Genomic DNA, 19,532 nt, shown 5'->3' with positions numbered 1-19,532 from the left:
TGTATCTATTATTTTAATCAATAATTAATATCAATACTCATACTTCCAGTTTTAGATTCATTGAATATTGTAAACAAGAACTAGAATTTTCTGTAATTTTTGAATATATCAAAGTTTCCTAAATACAGAATAGAAGGCTATTCTAATATTATTAAAACAGCCTTCTATTCATATATCATCTATTAAACCATACCGTAGTTACACTTTCCTTTCCTAAATAAAAAGCCTTTGCTTTTATCAGTGGAGCATCACACGCTATCGGTGTTTGCCATTCTACAGAACTTTCCGTAGGCTCACTACCATCGGTTGTATACCGGATTACCGCATTGGGATTGGTAGTATTAGTGAGTAACAATCCATCCTTTACTATAATACCTGGAGGAGATACCCGGAAATTAATACCTCGTTTTGCCAAACGGGGCAATTCATAAGTTACAATACCGGCATTATATTTTCGTTTGGCATCCATATATACTTTGCCGTCCGGAGACAATGCCCACGATGGTTGAGCATTCCAAACGCGTTCTGCCAGTCCAAAGACTTTCGGGAAAAGATAATATTCTATTTGTTCGAAACTACGGATTGTCTCCGCCCAGATTTGTCCGGACAAACCTTTGATATTCTTATACCCCTCTTTTGTCAAAGGTTGCTTACCGTTTGAGGCTGTTTTTACATCCACAGATTCACCTTTCAGATTCCGCCGTAAAGACTTGTAAATATCAAAAGGCAACATATCAAACGTTACGTACTCATCTACGTAACCACCCCAACGTAACCCCGGTTCTTCCACATGATAACAATAGGCCATATCCAAATAGAAATTACCCACATTACAGAGTATAATAGGATAGCCCGCATTTGCTAACTTATACGGAACTTCATCCCCACCCTGTTCCGGAATTGTATTCCAGCAATAATTCAAGACCTTGCTATTTCTGAAATGTTCGTTCACGGTATTATCCGGATTCATAACTATGTCTTGCCATCCAACTGCTTGTATATTACGTTTATCCAACATTTCCAGAATTTGCCCCAGAAAATAATCTTTCAAATCCCGTATCTTAGTCAGTCCATGTTTTTTCATAAAAGTACGGCAGACAGAAGAACCTTCCCAAATGCCTTCCGGCACTTCATCACCACCTACATGGAAAGCAGGTAGTTCTACTCCCGCATCCTGATACATCCGCCCGATTTCATCAATCACTTTTTCAAGAAAACGGTATGTAGAAGGCATTGCGACATTAATAACATTATCAGTGAAATTTTGTGCCGATAGATATTGGGAAGTATCTGCAAAGTCAATCAGAAGATATTCTTCCGCTTTCGACTGATCCGTATCAATATATTTCCGGTAACGGGCATTCATGGCTTTTATTGCTGCCCGTGAATGGCCGGGAATATCTATTTCAGGAATAATTCTGATATGCCTTTCTTTTGCATATTTCAAAATATCCATAAAGTCACTGCGAGAATAATACCCATTAGCCAATGAGGTGGTATCTACCTCATTCCATCCCCAAGCATAAGCAGGATAAAGACATGTCAGTTCATCTGTAGTATGTCCTCTGCGAGAGGCTATTTCTGTCAATTCTTCCAATCCGGGTATTTCTACACGCCAAGCCTCATCATCACTCAAATGCAGGTGCAGTACATTCATTTTATAGAATGACAGTATATCTATCAGTTTCAATAAGTCCGTCTTCTTTGTAAAATTGCGGGCTACATCCAGCATGATTCCCCGATGTCCCATGTCCGGATAATCGGTAATATGAAGATTGGGGAGCGGAGAGGAAGCTAGCTTCATGCTATCCAATAAAGCAACCAATGTCTGACAAGCATTAAATATGCCATGCGCATCATTAGCTTTCAAAGTTAACAGGTTATTCTTTATCACAATTTCGTAATACTCATCCGGACATTGGCAGGTGGCAGGAAGTTCTGTTTTCTTCAATTCAATGATTGTTTCTTCATCCTTGTCAGAAACGGTACATCCTAACTGTGAAGTCAATTGCTTTTTCAACAAAAGAGCTTCTTCTTTAAATACACCGTCAAACTTCAGACCTACCTTTGGAGAGAAAGTAGAAACACCACCCGTCTTCTCTACTTTTTTAGGAGTAGGAAAGAGAGAAAGTATATCACAATCTACAGGCTTGCTGAAATCATCATTCTGCTTATACAAATAATTTCCATCTGCATAGGGAAAACTATTCTTCGAACGAATCCATTGGGCATCGGGCGTAAACAGTCCGATCTCAATCGGAATATTTTGCGGCTGCAACATTTTCCCTTTTTCATCGGTAGCTACAATATAAGCCCCTTCAGGAACCGAAGATACATTAATCACATTTCTTTCACTCAATATAGTAAAAGAGAGTGTTTCACCCGGTGCCAACGCCTGATAGTGTTCAGTAGGATACATTTTATAGTAAGTCGAACCAATACATTCTATTTCCAACGGGGCATTAATAGGTTGCTGATAATAAATTGGTGTCTGATTAAAATAGATCACCCAATTATCAGCCAAGGATTTATTCCCGTTATTCGTCAAACAGAATGTATTCTTAAAATATCTGGCTTCCACACTATCTTTTTCCAGTTTCCATGTTAAAGAGAGCTGTGAGGAAGGGGGCTGTTTACCAGCCCCACAACCAAACAAGCATATCCCCAACATCATTATCCATATATTCCTCATAGTTATCATAAGGGAATTATTTAGTTAATGAACGAATACATTCCACTTCTTCTGTTGAATAAGGTGTCCCATCGCTACGGAAAATATCATGGAACCACAAGGACGGTTCAGCTACGTCAGGCAACGGAGTATCCCATGCAAATATTGTATTTGTCTTTCCGGCTACAAGTCCCCAGTTTATTGCACCGATATTTTCTTTCTTCAGCATCGGCATAATATCCTGGAAAGTACTATTTTGAGTACGTGCCATATATTCCGTGCAAATCATCGGACGCCCATATTGCTTCAATGTGTCAATGAGCTGTTGATGCGAATCCAGACCTTCATACGTGTGATAGGTTATCACGTCCGAGTTTTCCAACTGAAACTTATTCAAATTAGTCAAACTCATATCCCAAACTCCGGCTGACAAGGGTTGCGACGGGTTAACCGTTCGTCCCCACGTAAATATCTTCTGCAATAACGGCAGACTTCTTTCACCGTATCTATATCCACCCGAACCGCCGGGCTCATTATATAAATCCCACAACACAATTCTCTTATCATCCTTAAAGGTGGTAAGAATGTCTTTCACATAATTCTCCAAGACCGGAAGTATCACTGCCGTATCACCTTTATAATACAAATCTCCCGGATCACGCGCCCATCCCGAATTATGTACTCCCGGTTGTGGTTCCGGTTGCTTTCCTGCCTGGTAAGTAGGATTCCAGCAATCATCCAGAAAGACAAAGATGGTAGAGATATGATGCTTGGCGGCAATAGTAAGGTATTCATTAATACGTTTCTTAAAACCTTCCTTATCCGTTTCCCAAACCAGATGGTGCAAATATACACGCATACAATTCATTCCGATATCTTCTGCCCAGCCTAGTTCACGGTCAATAGTCACCGGATCAAAAGTATCAGCCTGCCACATCTCCAATTGGTTGATTGCCGTGCTTGGAATAAAATCACACCCTCGGAGCCATTCCCATTGTTGATACCATTCATTAGCCTGTTCTTTTGTCCAGACTTCACGAACAGAGACTGTTTTCTGACTGCAGGCAATTAACATAATGCCAATAAAAAATAAGAGTAATATCTTTTTCATAATCGAATTTACTTTATCTAATTAGAAACCTTTATTCATTTTCTCCACGTAAATATAACCATATCCCCCGGTTCAACCGCTATCGTAGAACCATCCGGACTTACAGTTGAACCATCCTTCAGCACTCTGCTTACAGAACCATCCACATCAATTGCCAGATTCATCACATTACGAAAGTCCTTATTTACAACTACAAGATACTGGTTACTACCTTTCTCCAATACAGAAACAACAGCACCTGTATCACTCGTTGTCAACGATTTTATAGGGGCCGGTAAACTTCCCAACGCCGTAGTTCCTTCCGGTATTTCGCTTCCGGTATGAGACACTGAAATAACCTGCGCTCCCAAGAATATACCTGCAAGCTGTTGCACCTCCTGATTGACCGTCTTGACCAAATCATATACTTCGGTCGGTTCATCATGTTGAAGTCCGCGATAAGTAAAATACTGGATTGCCTGTGCGCCGTAAGCCAAATCACTGAAAACTTGTAATCTCAACTCGGGCAATGTCGGTATTTTATAAAAATGAGTTTCATCCAGTTTATGAGAAAGTGCAAGTGCAAATGCCCAAAAAGGTTTATTACTCTCTTTAGCAGCTGCTGATATTTCTTCCAAATTCCGATACCAGTCCGGCCGAACAATGCTGGGAGCCCCATTTATAGACACAATAGGATAATTGTCAAACGATATAAACGGCACAGGCACCTGCTCTATAAACGACTTTACATTTTCAGAATAAAGTTCTTTTCCCCAGGCCCAGTTCGGATACAAGTTTATATAACAGGGATGATGACTATCCACCGTCTTAATCTTCTTTACCAATTTCCCCAAGCCTGGCAAATCATTCACCTCCGGCTCATCTTTCAAATGATAGGCATACAATGCCGGATGATTCATCATCGCTTTTACAACCTCTTCGGCAGTACCAACAGACAATAGGTCCTGACAGGAAGTTATCATCTTCACTCCGGTTTTCTGTGCCGCATCAAGCACTTTGAGTGTTGTCTCCAAATCATTATACCATCCCAGATAAATATTAATGCCGGATGCTTTCATCACCGGAAATTTCTCAAGTGATTTGTCTGCTTCCACTCCAGTCCATGCTATAATCGGAAATACTCCATCAGCTTCCGGGATATAGGAGTTTCCCTGAATAATCTCTATTTCCTGCGTTTTCACCCCATTAGGCACCACACGGAATACGGCAGTACGACCGGTTCCCGCATTTGCACTTACAGTAATTGTCACTTTTCCGTTCCCACTCCCTTTAACCGGGGAAATGGTGGCCCAAGACTGATCGGTCTCATTAACAAATTTCCACTCCGTATTAGACTTTATCGAATAAACTTCTGTAAACCCTTCATTGCTGATTTGCAACTTCCCCAAATTTCCGGAAATAGAGAAAGAGGCTTTTTCCGGCTCCATCGAACAAGACATCAACACCATTGGCAACATTGAAAAAAAGAATGCAACCAGAAACTTCTTACTATATGTTTTCATTGATATATACATAATTCTATTGAATATTAAATTAAAGACTATTAATCCCGATTCCCAACTCAATTATAAGGAATCAATCGTATCATTTCACTAGCTTTATCGATATGTATCGTATAAAGACCAGCTTTAAAATCAGGACCGGGAATCAAATCACCGGGAGCACTTCTCGTAACCAAGTTAGCCGGTTCAACCGTATACAAATTCTTCGTATCCTCTTCTTGCGCCCAGCCATATCCTCTATAGAATTTAAATCCCATCGTCTGGTCGATATATACGACTGCCTCAAAAGCACTTGCACCTACCTTCTTAAAGAAGAACCACTGGTGAGGATATGAGAAATCCCAAGCAAGTGTGGCAACATAGGGTTCACGCGGGAATCCAACTCCGGTACCAACAATATACATCACTTCCGGATAAAACACATCCCGCGGCCGTTCCATATACATAAAACCGTTTGATGTATTGTATTTCAAGTTATAAAGTACCGACGGACCATCGAATTTTGCCTTGGCACCGGAAACATCTTTAAAGAATTCCGGCCGGAGCATATTGGTGACATCATTACCAAAGCCGATAAAATTAACCTTGGCACTTTCCACCAGTTCAACATCCAACTGGATATATCCTCCTCCCACATCAAAGAACCGGGATTTATCAATATCAATACTATACGTCAGTGTCTTATCAGTCAGGAAAGACAACATATCGAAAGTGATATTCTCCAATGTATAACTTCCCACCTTAGGAGTCGGTATTGAAGCTGCCGCATCATCCGTCACAATGGATATTTTATCATCCGCATACCCCCAAACCAGACCGGAATAGTCCGGTTTATTATTTACCACCTTCTCGGCAACTTTAAAATGATCTCCGATCCCTGCAAGATCCGCAGCATTCGTCCGAAAACCATAATCCGATTCATTCTGATTTGCCTTGTCCATTTCATATACATTTCCGAGATCATCAACAATGTATAATTTGGAAGGTGTTTCCGGACGGGTTACTTTCACACTTGCAGCCTCATCCAGGGTCAGTGTCGATTCATTACCTCCCAAATCATTTACAGCTTTGATAGTTACCACAGGACGCCCGTTCTGAAAACCGGCAACAAAAGGCAAAGTTGCTTCCTCTTCAATAACTGCAGAGCGTCCGCTCAAGCCTTTAGACAAATTCAAGATTTCGGCTCCATCCATTGTCACTAATAATTGAAATGAAACCAAATCATTATATTCATCACTGACCTGTGCGGTGAACTTCACTTTATCACCAGCCGCCACAACCGTTTCACCATTCACTCCCCGCAATACGGCATTTTCTATTTTAGGTTTTGAAGGTGTAGGCCACTCCGGCCATTCACTTGGCTTACTAACATCATCTTTTGCACACGAAAGGAGCAATAACGACGACATGAATAATACGTATATCTTTTTCATTTTTCTTAAGATCTCTAGTTTAACAATAATGAATGATGACATTAATTGCGAGCTGCCGCAAGATCCGCTTTCCATCCCTCACGTTCAAAGGTCTGTACCAACACTTTTCCATAAGATTCCGAAGCTTGTTGAACCGCATAATTAGGAATAGGCACATATTGATGTGTAGGAGCCACTCCTTTGATCTTCGCTGTACGCTGCGCATACTGATTAAAACGGATGAGATCTATTTTACGCATCCCTTCATACAACATTTCATGTCCTCTTTCCGTAAGTAAAGCATCCAGGAAAGCTTCAACATTCGCTGTTGCCGATGACGGGAGATCACCCAGTCCGGCACGCTTACGCACCTCATTGACCGCAGCAATAGCGTCAGCGGACGGAGCCGCATTGTTTTTACGTACTTCGGCTTCCGCATACATGAGTAATACATCTGCCCAACGAGCTAACGGTATATCAGTCCCCTGAAAAGCCGTAGCTGTTTCCACCGGGAATTTATTAATGATAAACCCGTCCCATGTAGTAGTATTCCGGTCAATCCAGGTTCCTGCAGTCGTATAATATTTGGTCAGAATCACTTCACGACGTTTGTCCGAAGGATCATACGTATCCCAAAATTTCGGAGACACGTTGAAAGTTTGTCCCCATCCCTGCCCTTGCAGATAGAAAGGAGTCGGATTTCCCTGATCGTCCACTCTGGCTGCATTATCGGGAGTAGCAAGCATCATCAGCGGGTTAAAGTTGCCGGACTTATTCGTACCGTCCGCCGTTTCATCACAGCTGACAGCCATAATCACTTCCGAATTAAAGTTATTGGCATTTTTAAATTGCTCGATATAAGGATTGTCCCCTTTCTTGAAAAGACTATACCGTCCCTTCAACTCGTTATACATATCAATCGCTTTCTGATAATAACCGGACATATAATAGCCTTCATTCAGGCAATGCCGCATGATGCATACACGTGCATAGTCTTTATTGTAACGTCCCTGTTCCGGCTGCGTATCTGCAATATACTGATAAGCATAATCAAAATCAGCCATAATCCACTCCGTCATTTGCTGCAATGTCGGACGCACCAGATTTTCCAGTTTTGAAGGATTAATCAGATCGTCCGGATCGACAATCAAAGGAACAGGTCCATATACATGCAATAAATAATACATCATCAATCCACGGCAAAGACGGGCTTCAGCTATAAACTCCCTTTTACGCCCTTCGGAAACCACTTCGGTAGAAGCTTTCTCCAATGTTCCAATCACATTGGTGAAGTAGGAAATCTCACTTACTTTCGGAAAGTGGTTCGGCCTTTCATCACTTAACGTACCGCTTGTATAATAAACACACTGACTAAAATCGGCTTTAGAAAGGAAATAATATCCGCCTCCCCAACCATTATTCCACACAGCCACCTCATCTGTCGGATAATCAAAGAACTTCAGTACACCTCCAGCAGGGATATACCAACCGTGCTGATTACCACTTGTTCCGGCACCGATCCAATAGGTCCATGTTGTCGTAAAAGGCATATAGCAGGTCATCATAAATGATTCGTATTCGGCTTCAGTCACCGGATAATTAGAAACATTCAACGTGCCATACATCTTGGGATCAAAATTATCCTCACAACTGCACATGATAAATGCAATCATGACAAACACCTTAAATAATTTATTCTTATTCATATTTTCAATCTTTCTTTCGTTACAGGTTTTCTTAGAAACATATTTTTGCTCCGAAGGAGTATGTTCTCGTCATCGGATACTCCGCTTTGGAGCCGTCGCCACCCGTCTTTATTTCAGGATCGACACCTACAAACTTGGTAAAAGTAAACGGATTCTGACAGTCGATAAAAACTCTGATAGAACTCACATAATCACCCACTCTTCCCAGCTTCTTTCCTGAAAGGTTGTATCCTAAAGTGATATTCCTGACACGTACGAACGAAGCATTCTGATAATCTTCCTCAAAGCCTACGTTACCAGGTAAAGCGACAGCCTTTGTTGAAGCAATACCACGCCGGTTTCCATTCTGATTGGTTTGGGAATTCCAGATAGTATATACATATTTGTTCGAATTCTTGGGACTCGTGTAATACACATCTCCGACAAGTGCCCAACGATATGCATAGTTATAGCGTGTACGTCCGAATTGTCCATACATAAATACATCCAGATCAAAATCTTTGTATACAAATGTATTTCCAAAGCCTATGTGAATTTTTGGAAGTGTATTCCGCATCTTTACATCATCAATCGTTATTTTATTATCCCCATTTGCATCCTTAATAATCGGATAACCGGGCTGTTGCGCATCTGCCGGCAAAGATTTCTGCGATTCGGGCATATTGCTTTTATCTATGTTGATAACGCCTTCCGTTTCATAGTAATAATAAGCATTCACCGGTTCGTTCTTGCGGATTCGATATTCTTCATAATAATAGTTGGGCATCCGTTCTTTCCAAACGGCATTATGATGTGATAAGGTCAATTGTGAGGTCCACTTAAACACACGGGGGATTTCAAAGTTTAGTGAGTTGATAGTCGCATCCCATCCGTAACGTACATAATGTCCATAATTCATCGGGACGGAAGATGTCATACTAAGCGGAGAGGCAGAGTCATATCCCAGCAAGTTGGTTACATCATTGCGGAACATATCAAAACTCCCCCAGATTCTATCTTTCAGGACTGAAAAGTCTATACCTATATTTTTCATGGTAGTCTTTTCCCAGGTAACATTCGGGTAATCAGGACCGCTAAGCAGATAGGGCACATAAGTCACTGAATTGTTAGAGAACTTGATATATTGGGCTGCCAGACTGAAAGTGCCATAAAGCGAACTACCCAGATTATCATTACCTGTCTGTCCATAACTACCACGAATCTTCAACTGGTCAATCCATGATATATGCTTCATAAACGGCTCGTTAGATAATTTCCAGGCCAATGACACTGAAGGGAAATAGGCATATTTCTTTCCCGGAAAAAACTTATCCGTCCCATCGCGGCGAATAGTAGCGGCAACTACATATCTGTCGAGCACATCCACACTTGCCCTGGCAAATTGAGAACGACGTTCGTCGGCTGCTCTGAAAGAAGTCGGGTAGAAAGCGCCTTCCGCAGCTTCCACCTTATCAGCTGCAATGTGATCGTTAATCTGTTCGTAGTCAAGTTCAAGTCCATTTGAATCGTTCGTATATCTTCCCATACCGACTACGGCATCGACACGTAACAAATCTCCAAACTGCTTTTTGAAAGTCAACGTGCCTTCCATAGTTTGGTTTCTACGTTCAACATATCCCAAATGCCCTCTTGATTTATACATGTCCATAAAATATATGTCAGAAGGAATATACAGATTACGATTAGCATTCTCCTTATTAATGCCATACATCAAACGGAAGGACAACATATCCTTGATTATATCTACATCGGCAGCAAAGTTTAGATAATAACCGCTTGTTTTAGTCCGGTCACTAACTTTTATCATTTCGGCCGGGTTAGGGTAATTTGAATATAAGGTAGGCTTTCCGTCCTCACCTCTGATCGGTAAATAAGAAGGATAAGTCAATGCCGATTGTATGGCATCGTACCCATTTCCACCACCTCCGCCACCGGAAGTTGAATTTGTATATTCATTTTCATTTACATTGACAATTGCTGTCAACTTAAGAAATGGAAGCAATTGTGAAGAAATGTTTGTCCGAAGAGCATAACGTTCCATAGCGGAGTTTTCTACCGTACCTTCCTGTTTGTAATAATTTCCGGACAGATAATATTTCAGCAGTTTAGAACCGCCCGTAATTGTGATATTATGATTATTGATGCTACCATCCTTTAATACACAATCCAGCCAGTCTGTTGTTTGAGCGGCAGCTATCTGTTGAGGTGAGAATTGAGGTACCCATTTATTATCAAAAGGTTTATCACCATAAGGATACATACCATTCGTAAATAAATAGTTTTCTTTATTGAAAATGTTGGCAACATTCATATATTCTTCCCCACTCAAAGGTTCCAGATACGGATAGTTTTTCACGATAGAATAATTTCCTTCATAAGTGATTTGGGGACGAGTTTCAGTACCTTTCTTTGTAGTGATTAATACGACACCATTGGCTGCACCAATTCCATAAATGGAGGCAGATGCATCCTTTAACACTTCGATAGATTCAATATCAGCAGGATTAAGTCCGGCCAATCCCGAACGATTGATAGAGTTGGGCATAACCTGGTTTCCGTTTCCAACCTCTAAAGAAGTGGAAGGCATCATTACTCCATCCACTATAAAGATAGGAGTACCTGCCCCACGAATTGAAAGGTCAACTGCTCCACCCGGTTGCGGGCTTGTCAACGTAGCTTCCAGTCCGGCAGCCCGCCCAAGCAACATCTGTGACATATTACTTGTTGCGGCTCGCGATATTTTTTCCGTTTTTACCGTTGCAATGGAAGTTGTCAGATTCTTACGGGTGGTCGTTCCATACCCTACCACAACAACTTCATCCAACTGTTTTGAATCCTCTTTCATCGTCACATTCAACGTCATCGGTCGGGTAATTTTCTGCGTATATGTAGTGTAACCTATTGAAGTAAATTTCAGTATCGAGCCTTCCGGAACTTGCAACTGGTAATTGCCATCTATACCGGTAATGGTTCCTTGAGTAGCCCCTTCTATCATCACAGTCACTCCCGGAAGAACCTCTCCGGATTCGTCCACTACCTTTCCGGTCACCTTGACCGGCTGTTTGTTATCCTGTGATTGAGATGAAACTTTGTTTAATACAATCTGACGTTTTTCAATCGTGTAAGATACTCCTTCGCCTTTAAAAAGTTTATCCAGTACCAGAGTCATCCGTTCATTTTTCACAGTAATGCTTACTATACGACTTACATCAACAATGTCTTTGTTGTATAAAAAACGATATTCTGTCTGATTTTCGATACTAGTCAAGACCTCCTCTACAGTCACATTCTTCAGTCGCAATGTAATTTTGGCGGATTGTGCCAGGATAGGTATACTGACAGCTTGCAAAGCTATACAAAACAACCATATAGCACAGATTCTCCCCATTTTTACATTCGCAGGTACATTAATTCTCTTTTTCATTTTTCTAATTGAAATAAGTTTCATACCTTTACATGTTTGGTTATTGGTTCTACAAATAAGTTGATTAACGAATAACTGAATCTTTGGAAAGGAAGGTGAGTCAGACCTTCCTTTTTTTATCAGTTGTCGGAAGCTGAATTCACTGATTATGTCTTTCTCATGGCTTGTATTATTTAAAGGTTAATAAATGTGTTTTTCTCTCGTTTCTATCAATAAGACGTTTCTAAAAATAAAAGCCACATTCCATATCGCATTATTTTTTCATCTGCATTATTTTTTCTTCAAACTATCGTTTATCCCAAATAATCTTTCTATTTTTACCCCCGACAATAGAACCTTTACTACAATACTATGCCGAATATCCAACAACAGACTTCCGACGACCGTTTTCTGGTAATAGTACTAAAACAGGATGATAAACAGGCTTTTACCCGACTATTCCATGCTTATTATAAAGATTTGGTATTGTTTGGCGGTACTTACATTCCGGAGAAATCTACCTGTGAAGATATTGTGCAAAATATCTTTCTCAAACTATGGAATGACCGGAAATCATTGGTAATTGAGAACTCACTAAAATCATATTTACTGAAAGCGGTCAGGAATTACTGTCTGGACGAATTACGCCATCGCAGGATTATAGATGAACACGTTGCTTACGAACTTAAATCGGATTCTATAGATATAGATACGACAGAAAACTACATACTGTATTCTGATTTATGCCGGCAACTTAAAAATGCATTGGAACAATTACCTCCTCAAGAAAGAGAAGTGTTCGAGATGAGCCGATTAGAAAACATTAAATATCAGGAAATAGCCAATCGCCTGAATATCTCTGTCAGAACGGTAGAAGTACGTATCAGCAAAGCATTGAAGCAGCTCCGCATCTTATTAAAAGATTTTTATTTACTACTTTTTTTATTTCTTTTCCACTAATGAATGTGGGATTTTCTTTCTGAAACGTCTATTATATATAAGGTAAAATGCATATGATAAATAAAGATTCAGACATAGAAATTATAATCTCCAGATATCTCTCGAAAGAGTCTACAGCAGAAGACATTAAGATACTGGATGATTGGATATCAGCTGCTCCAGAAAACTACAAAAGCTTTCTGGCACAAAAAAACGTATGGGAGATCAGTCACCCAGCTTTTAATCCGGAAGAGATAGATGTGGACAGTGCGCACAGAAAAGTAATGGAGCAGATTCTCCATCAACACCAGCCGGCGGTTTCCGTTCGTCCTAAGTTGTCCTTCCTGCACTATTGGCAGCAAGTGGCAGCTATCTTACTTCTTCCTTTACTGATATTATCTGCTTATCTTTATTTTAAACCCGCTTCCCAAATTGCAGAGACTTATCAGGAGTTATTCACTCCTTATGGCACCTGGTCGGTAGTTAATCTGCCTGACGGTTCTAAAGTTTGGCTGAATGCCGGGAGTTCGTTAAAGTATCCGACTCAATTCAGTGATAAGCAAAGAGTTGTTTCGATGCAGGGTGAAGCCTATTTTGAAGTGGAATCCGATAAAGAGCATCCCTTCATCGTAAAAACGAAACAACTGACTGTAGAAGCTACCGGCACTGCATTCAATGTGAATGCATACGCTCCGGATCATGTAGCAGCAGTGACGTTAGTAAAAGGAAAGGTCGCAGTCACTCTTGACCAGAAAAAGACGATTTCCCTTTCACCGGGAGAGAAGATTGACTATAATCTGGCCACTTCTCTATATAACGTCAATAAGACCAACACTTATAAATGGTGCTCATGGAAAGATGGAATACTCATTTTTAGAGATGACCCGCTGGAATATGTATTCAAGCGTTTGGGACAGACTTATAACGTGGAATTTATTCTGAAAGACGCCGAACTAGGAAAGTATTCCTATAAAGCGACTTTTGAAGGTGAATCTTTAAATGAGATTTTGCGCTTGCTTGAAATGAGTGCACCTATTCGCTGTAAAGAGGTTAGTAACCGCAACACCAATAATGAGAAGTTTGAAAAGCAGCGTATAGAGGTGAGCAGGACTATGCAATAAAGGTAGTTTCAGTCTGTGTAAAACGCCGTTTCCGTATGTTCTGACAAGGGATAATTCTCAATACTATGAGAAAAAACACTCATAGGAATGAGAAAAAATTCTCACTGCGATGAGTATTTTTTCTCATCGCAGTGAGAATGCTTGAGAATTTATTACTTCATCTTATACACCAGTGTACCACCTTTTACAATATCTTCATGCGAGATCGTTTTCTTCGTATATGGTTCGCCATTCAATGTAATACTATCTACATATTTATGTTCTTTCGACAAATTCTCCGCAATAATCGTGAAAGTCTTGCCATCGGCCAGATGCAAGGTCATCTTCGGCAACTGTGGAGCACCGAATACATATTCCGCACTTACCGGATCTACCGGATAAAATCCCATCGCACTAAGCATATACCAGGCAGACATCTGTCCGCAATCATCATTTCCGCAAAGTCCGTCGGGTTTGTTTTTGTATTGAGTATCAAATATTTCACGAACCAATTCCTGTGTACGTTCCGGACGACCAGCCAGTGCATACAAATAAGTAACATGATGGCTTGGCTCATTTCCATGAGCATATTGCCCGATTAATCCAGTAACATCTGCTAAACTTTCACCTTCTAGCTTAACCGTAAACAATGAGTCTAATTTATTCAAGAAAGGTTTTTCTCCCCCAAACAACTGGATTAATCCTGGAACATCATGTTGTACATGCCAAGTATATTGCCATGCATTTCCTTCCGTATAATCTCCACCGACACTTTCAGAATGTGCCAACGCACTTGGGTTAAACGGAGCTTTCCAAGTTCCGTCAGCTTTGCGCGGACGCATGAACTTCGTCTCCGGATCGAAAAGATTCTTATAATAGTCAGCACGTTTCGCGAAGTAAGCGGCATCTTCCTCTTTACCCATACGACGTGCCATATCGGCAGCAGCATAATCATCATATACAGATTCTAAAGTGGAAGATACAGATTCTGCTTTTATCAGGTCTGTCGGGAAATAACCATATTTCGTATAAACCTCCCAATCCGACTTCAACGGATGAGATACAGTCTGCGTCTTCTTTATTATATTGAAAGCACGTTCAGCGTCAAAGCCACGGAATCCTTTGCGATAAGCCTCGGCAATGACTGATACGCCGTGATTACCAATCATACAGAAATTTTCTTTTCCCCACAATCCCCAAATAGGCAGGAAGCCTTGCACTTCACCCTGTTCGATGAGAGAATTCACAAAACCGTCCACACGTTCGGGAATCACCAATGTATAAAATGGATGAGCGGCACGGTAAGTATCCCACAAAGAGAACGTAGAATAGAAAGCACCAGTTCCAGCCTTTACTATAGAGTCGGCAGCATTACGATACATACCGTCTACGTCCGAAATTTGATTAGGCTGAATCAACGCATGATAGAAACAAGTGTAAAAATTCGTTTTTTCATCATCAGTACCCTCTATTTCAATACGGCTCAAATAGTTATTCCATTCATTGTGGGCGGCAGTTCTCACTCCTTCAAAATCCCAGGCAGGAATTTCTGCTTCCAGATTCTTTTTAGCCCCGTCTATGCTGGTGGTAGAAAGAGCCACTTTCATCATCAGCTCGTCTCCCGGCTGCATGTCAAAAGAGGCAATGATACGTTTTCCTTTTTCTGTTTCGCCCATCGGAAGATAAAGTGAATCGACTACCGGACGGTTGAATTTCATCACAAAGAAATAATCCTGATTGACCCATACCGTGTTATTGACATGCCCTGTCAGTGTTTGAGCATCTTCCCAGTTCACTTCACAACTGTTGACTTGTGAATGATATTGTTCTTCTCTCCATGCAGGACCATGTTGCAAGTCAATCAATATAGAGGCAGAATCAGCCTTGTGATAAGTATAGCGGTGAAGGGCAGCATGGATAGAGGCAGTCAGTTCCGCTTTTACCTGTGGATCAGAGAGCTCTGCGGTGTAATATCCCGGAGTAGCCGCTTCTTTATCTTTAGGGAAATGACTACGATAAGCATCCCACGCACGGGCACGTGTGCCAGTGACCGGCATCACCAAAATATCACCTAAGTCCATACATCCCGTTCCATTCAGATGTGTTTGAGTAAATCCCCAAATCAGGGAATCCTCATAAACATATTCAGAACAGTAGCGCCAACCAACTGCTCCCGTCACAGGACTGGTCTGGATCATACCGAAAGGATAACACGCGCCGGGAAATGTATGACCATTATCAGCAGCACCGATAAAGGTATTAACGTATTGAGTATAATCCTTTGTTTCCGCTTTTTCAGTCGGAGTACAGGAAGAATAGAAGAACAAGCCTGCTGCTAAAGCTGCAGCCACAAAAGTTTTTTTTCTTTTCATGGTAAATAGATTGTTAAGTTAATGTCGCATTACATATGCTGATATTTATTTAATTTTTCACGATAATAGCTTTCTACATCTTTCCAATGATAATAAGGAGCTACATCTGTTTTTACCGGTAGTTTAGTTTCCTTTTCGTTTAGTAGTACTTTTACCAATACATCGCTATTTCCTTTTTTATGGAAAAAGACGAATTGCACGTTGCTGGCCATCGGGAAAATATCGTATGCTCTCCATTGTTCGGACAACTTTTCTATATCAGGGTAAGATTCGCCATAATGGTTCAACTCCAATAAAGCGACTAACGGCAGCAGGCAAGACTCATGACCGAACCTTAGAGTTGCCAGGTTCTTACCTTCTTTCAAAGCAGCATCTGCCCTATCTAAAATATTACGCAACAAGTCGGCTTCCCGATAGGGCATCAAACCATCCGTTACAGGAGAACAAGCGTGTGTCAGATACCAATATAAGTTGTTACAACTCCATAGATCATAACACTCTTCATCCGTGAAAAGAGAATATAGCTGCATATCTGTATCATGACTCTGCATATTACAAGCCAAATCAAAAAGACGTCTCATCAGGCGCGCTTCATCAACGTTTGCTTTTACATACGCTTCGTCTGTAAACAATGTTTTCATCAACCGTTCCGGACGTACATGGGTAGCCTCAAAATCTTTCTGAACCTTTTTCACTTTATCGGAACTAGCTATTTTACTCAAATCCTTAGCAGGAGGATTCATGTAATACATATCATGGTAACTTGCATCATTCTTGATACATAGATTAGGATTCATCGCCTGCAATTGGAGGCATTCGGATGTCATGGATAATATACACCGGATGACAACTGTGGAACGGGCATCCACTTCTGTTCCATCCGCAAATATCTGTGGGAAATTAGTATACATACGCTTTGCAATTCCTCTGTGTTGGCGTGCTCCCACCGAAGTCAGTTCACCAAGACGACCTTCCGCCATATCAGCCATGCGCAAAACAATATCCAGTGTGTTTTTACCTGTTGCAGTAAGTTTGTTTAAAGAGTCGGCTTTTAATAAAGTTTGCTTGGGGAAACGATAATCATTCGGATCAATCAAATACCGTGAACCATGACGCATATATGTGCTGATATAAAAAGGTTCGTACCCCTTAGGAGCAGCTGTCTGCTTGGCAGTAGGCGTGGGATATGCATAATAATTATTAGCGGATAAATACCGGTTTGCACGGATCTCTTCACGAGCAGTTTGCGCTTGTACCGTCCATACAAACAAAAGCAATAAAAGGATAGATGTGAGTTTTTTCATGATAGTATTATTCAATGTATTAATAGTTGTGCCACAAAATTAGAGATTTCTTCTCATTTAAAAGGATTTGATACAGACAAATATACTTAAATCTTAAATGGAGGAAGTTCCTATTTATGTGGATTCGCTGTGATAAAACAAAAATTCGTACGACTTATTGAATAAATATCAACTCAATTATTTATCTTTGTTAGCTTAATAACAAGCTGGCGCAAAAAACAATAAGTATAATGAAAGATTTCTTGAAATTTACACTTGCCACGGTGACAGGTATCATTTTGTCAAGTATTGTATTATTTATAATCAGCATGGTAACGTTGTTTGGCATCATGTCTGCTTCGGACACGGAAACAATCGTAAAAAAGAATTCTGTAATGATGCTCGACTTAAACGGAACGTTGGTTGAACGTACGCAAGAAGATCCGCTGGGTATTTTATCACAGTTGTTGGGTGACGGATCTAACACGTACGGACTGGACGATATTCTTTCTTCTATCCAGAAGGCTAAAGAAAACGAAAATATTAAAGGGATTTATCTACAGGCAAACTCATTAGGCACCTCCTATGCTTCTTTGCAGGAAATCCGCAACGCACTGCTCGACTTCAAAGAAAGTGGAAAATTCGTTATTGCTTATGCAGACTCCTATACGCAGGGACTTTATTATCTTTCCAGCGCAGCCAATAAGGTGTTGCTCAATCCCAAAGGAATGATTGAATGGCGGGGTATCGCCTCTGCTCCCCTGTTCTACAAAGATCTGCTGCAAAAAATAGGAGTTGAGATGCAGGTGTTCAAGGTGGGAACTTACAAATCTGCCGTAGAGCCGTTTATTGCTACGGAAATGAGTCCTGCCAACCGCGAACAGGTTACCACATTTATCACTTCTATCTGGGGACAGGTTACGGAAGGGGTATCTACTTCACGTAATATTTCTGTAGACTCACTGAATGTTTATGCAGATCGCATGCTCATGTTCTATCCGGCAGAAGAGAGTGTAAAATGCGGATTGGCTGATACTCTGATTTATCGCAATGATGTGCGTAATTATCTTAAGAAATTGGTAGAGATCAATGAAGATGATAATCTTCCTATATTAGGATTGGGCGACATGATGAACGTAAGGAAAAATGTGCCGAAAGATAAAAGCGGTAATATCGTAGCTGTTTATTATGCATCCGGTGAGATTACAGACTATCCGAGCTCTGCAACTTCCGAAGACGGGATTGTCGGTTCAAAAGTCATTCGTGACCTGCGCAAATTGAAAGATAATGATGATGTGAAAGCTGTTGTACTCCGTGTCAATTCTCCAGGTGGAAGTGCTTTCGCCTCGGAACAAATCTGGCATGCTGTAAAAGAGCTGAAAACAAAGAAACCGGTCATTGTCTCTATGGGTGATTATGCTGCGTCAGGAGGTTACTACATCTCTTGCGTTGCCGATACGATTGTTGCAGAGCCTACTACCCTGACCGGTTCTATCGGAATCTTCGGTATGATTCCTAATGTGAAAGGATTGACTGACAAAATCGGCTTAAGTTATGATGTCGTAAAAACGAATAAATACGCTGATTTCGGAAATATCATGCGTCCGTTTAACGAGGATGAGAAATCATTGCTTCAAATGATGATAACTGAAGGATATGATACCTTTGTAACTCGTTGTGCCGAAGGACGTCACATGACGAAGGAAGCTATCGAGAAGATTGCCGAAGGCCGTGTATGGACTGGGGAAACTGCTAAAGAACTGGGATTAGTAGACGAATTAGGTGGTATTGACAAGGCACTGGACATTGCTGTTGCAAAAGCCGGTATCGAAGGCTATACCGTTGTGTCTTATCCTGAGAAACAAGATTTCCTGTCTTCCCTGCTTGATACGAAACCGACGAATTATGTAGAATCACAATTACTGAAAAGTAAATTAGGCGAGTACTACCAGCAATTCGGCTTACTGAAAAATCTGCAAGAACAATCCATGATTCAGGCACGTATTCCGTTCGAACTGAATATAAAATAAACC

The 19,532-nt window shown here is 40.8% G+C and carries 11 protein-coding genes; 3 read left to right on the top strand and 8 right to left on the bottom strand.

What is annotated here, in order from left to right:
• Window positions 1–175 precede the first annotated feature (175 nt).
• The 6 genes from CJF29_RS03320 to CJF29_RS03295 are packed head-to-tail and all read right to left on the bottom strand — an operon-like array spanning window position 176 to window position 11,850.
• Entirely contained in the window at window positions 176–2,701 is a 2,526-nt protein-coding gene (locus CJF29_RS03320; RefSeq protein ID WP_099146840.1) for a family 20 glycosylhydrolase, read from the bottom strand.
• A gap of 7 nt (window positions 2,702–2,708) precedes the next feature.
• Window positions 2,709–3,782 (bottom strand): cellulase family glycosylhydrolase, encoded by a 1,074-nt coding sequence (locus tag CJF29_RS03315; RefSeq protein ID WP_099146839.1) that lies wholly within the window; start codon window positions 3,780–3,782, stop codon window positions 2,709–2,711.
• Between the two features lie 35 nt (window positions 3,783–3,817).
• A complete protein-coding gene (locus CJF29_RS03310) occupies window positions 3,818–5,296 on the bottom strand; it encodes a BACON domain-containing protein (protein ID WP_099146838.1) in 1,479 nt (492 codons plus the stop codon).
• Between the two features lie 47 nt (window positions 5,297–5,343).
• Window positions 5,344–6,759, bottom strand: a complete 1,416-nt coding sequence (locus CJF29_RS03305; RefSeq protein ID WP_099146853.1) for a hypothetical protein — start codon at window positions 6,757–6,759, stop codon at window positions 5,344–5,346.
• Window positions 6,759–8,402, bottom strand: coding sequence for a RagB/SusD family nutrient uptake outer membrane protein (locus CJF29_RS03300; RefSeq protein WP_099146837.1), 1,644 nt, complete (start codon window positions 8,400–8,402; stop codon window positions 6,759–6,761). Before CJF29_RS03300 ends, CJF29_RS03305 begins: the two co-directional genes overlap by 1 nt.
• A gap of 31 nt (window positions 8,403–8,433) precedes the next feature.
• Entirely contained in the window at window positions 8,434–11,850 is a 3,417-nt protein-coding gene (locus CJF29_RS03295) for a SusC/RagA family TonB-linked outer membrane protein (protein ID WP_099146836.1), read from the bottom strand.
• Between the two features lie 327 nt (window positions 11,851–12,177).
• Between CJF29_RS03295 and CJF29_RS03290 the strand changes: the two genes are divergently transcribed.
• Together CJF29_RS03290 and CJF29_RS03285 are read left to right on the top strand one after the other, a co-directional pair.
• The gene (locus tag CJF29_RS03290; RefSeq protein ID WP_099146835.1) at window positions 12,178–12,765 is read left to right on the top strand and encodes an RNA polymerase sigma-70 factor; all 588 of its coding nucleotides are present in this window, start codon (window positions 12,178–12,180) and stop codon (window positions 12,763–12,765) included.
• Window positions 12,766–12,818: 53 nt separating this feature from the next.
• A complete protein-coding gene (locus tag CJF29_RS03285) occupies window positions 12,819–13,865 on the top strand; it encodes a FecR family protein (protein ID WP_099146852.1) in 1,047 nt (348 codons plus the stop codon).
• A 152-nt stretch (window positions 13,866–14,017) separates the two neighbouring features.
• On the opposite strand, the gene CJF29_RS03280 is transcribed toward CJF29_RS03285, so the two are convergent.
• Both CJF29_RS03280 and CJF29_RS03275 read right to left on the bottom strand, forming a co-directional pair.
• A complete protein-coding gene (locus CJF29_RS03280; protein WP_074558575.1) occupies window positions 14,018–16,216 on the bottom strand; it encodes a GH92 family glycosyl hydrolase in 2,199 nt (732 codons plus the stop codon).
• A gap of 29 nt (window positions 16,217–16,245) precedes the next feature.
• Window positions 16,246–17,520: a histidine-type phosphatase gene (locus tag CJF29_RS03275; protein ID WP_099146834.1), complete on the bottom strand. Its 1,275-nt coding sequence runs from the start codon at window positions 17,518–17,520 to the stop codon at window positions 16,246–16,248.
• A gap of 230 nt (window positions 17,521–17,750) precedes the next feature.
• Here CJF29_RS03275 and sppA point away from each other — a divergent pair, with 230 nt between their 5' ends.
• Window positions 17,751–19,529, top strand: coding sequence for a signal peptide peptidase SppA (sppA, locus tag CJF29_RS03270; RefSeq protein WP_087318835.1), 1,779 nt, complete (start codon window positions 17,751–17,753; stop codon window positions 19,527–19,529).
• Window positions 19,530–19,532: the final 3 nt, after the last annotated feature.

This window comes from Bacteroides celer (assembly GCF_002632415.2).
Lineage (GTDB): Bacteria > Bacteroidota > Bacteroidia > Bacteroidales > Bacteroidaceae > Bacteroides.
The sequence above is the reverse complement of the archived record's forward strand: the minus strand, read 5'-3'. Positions and strand labels throughout refer to the sequence as shown.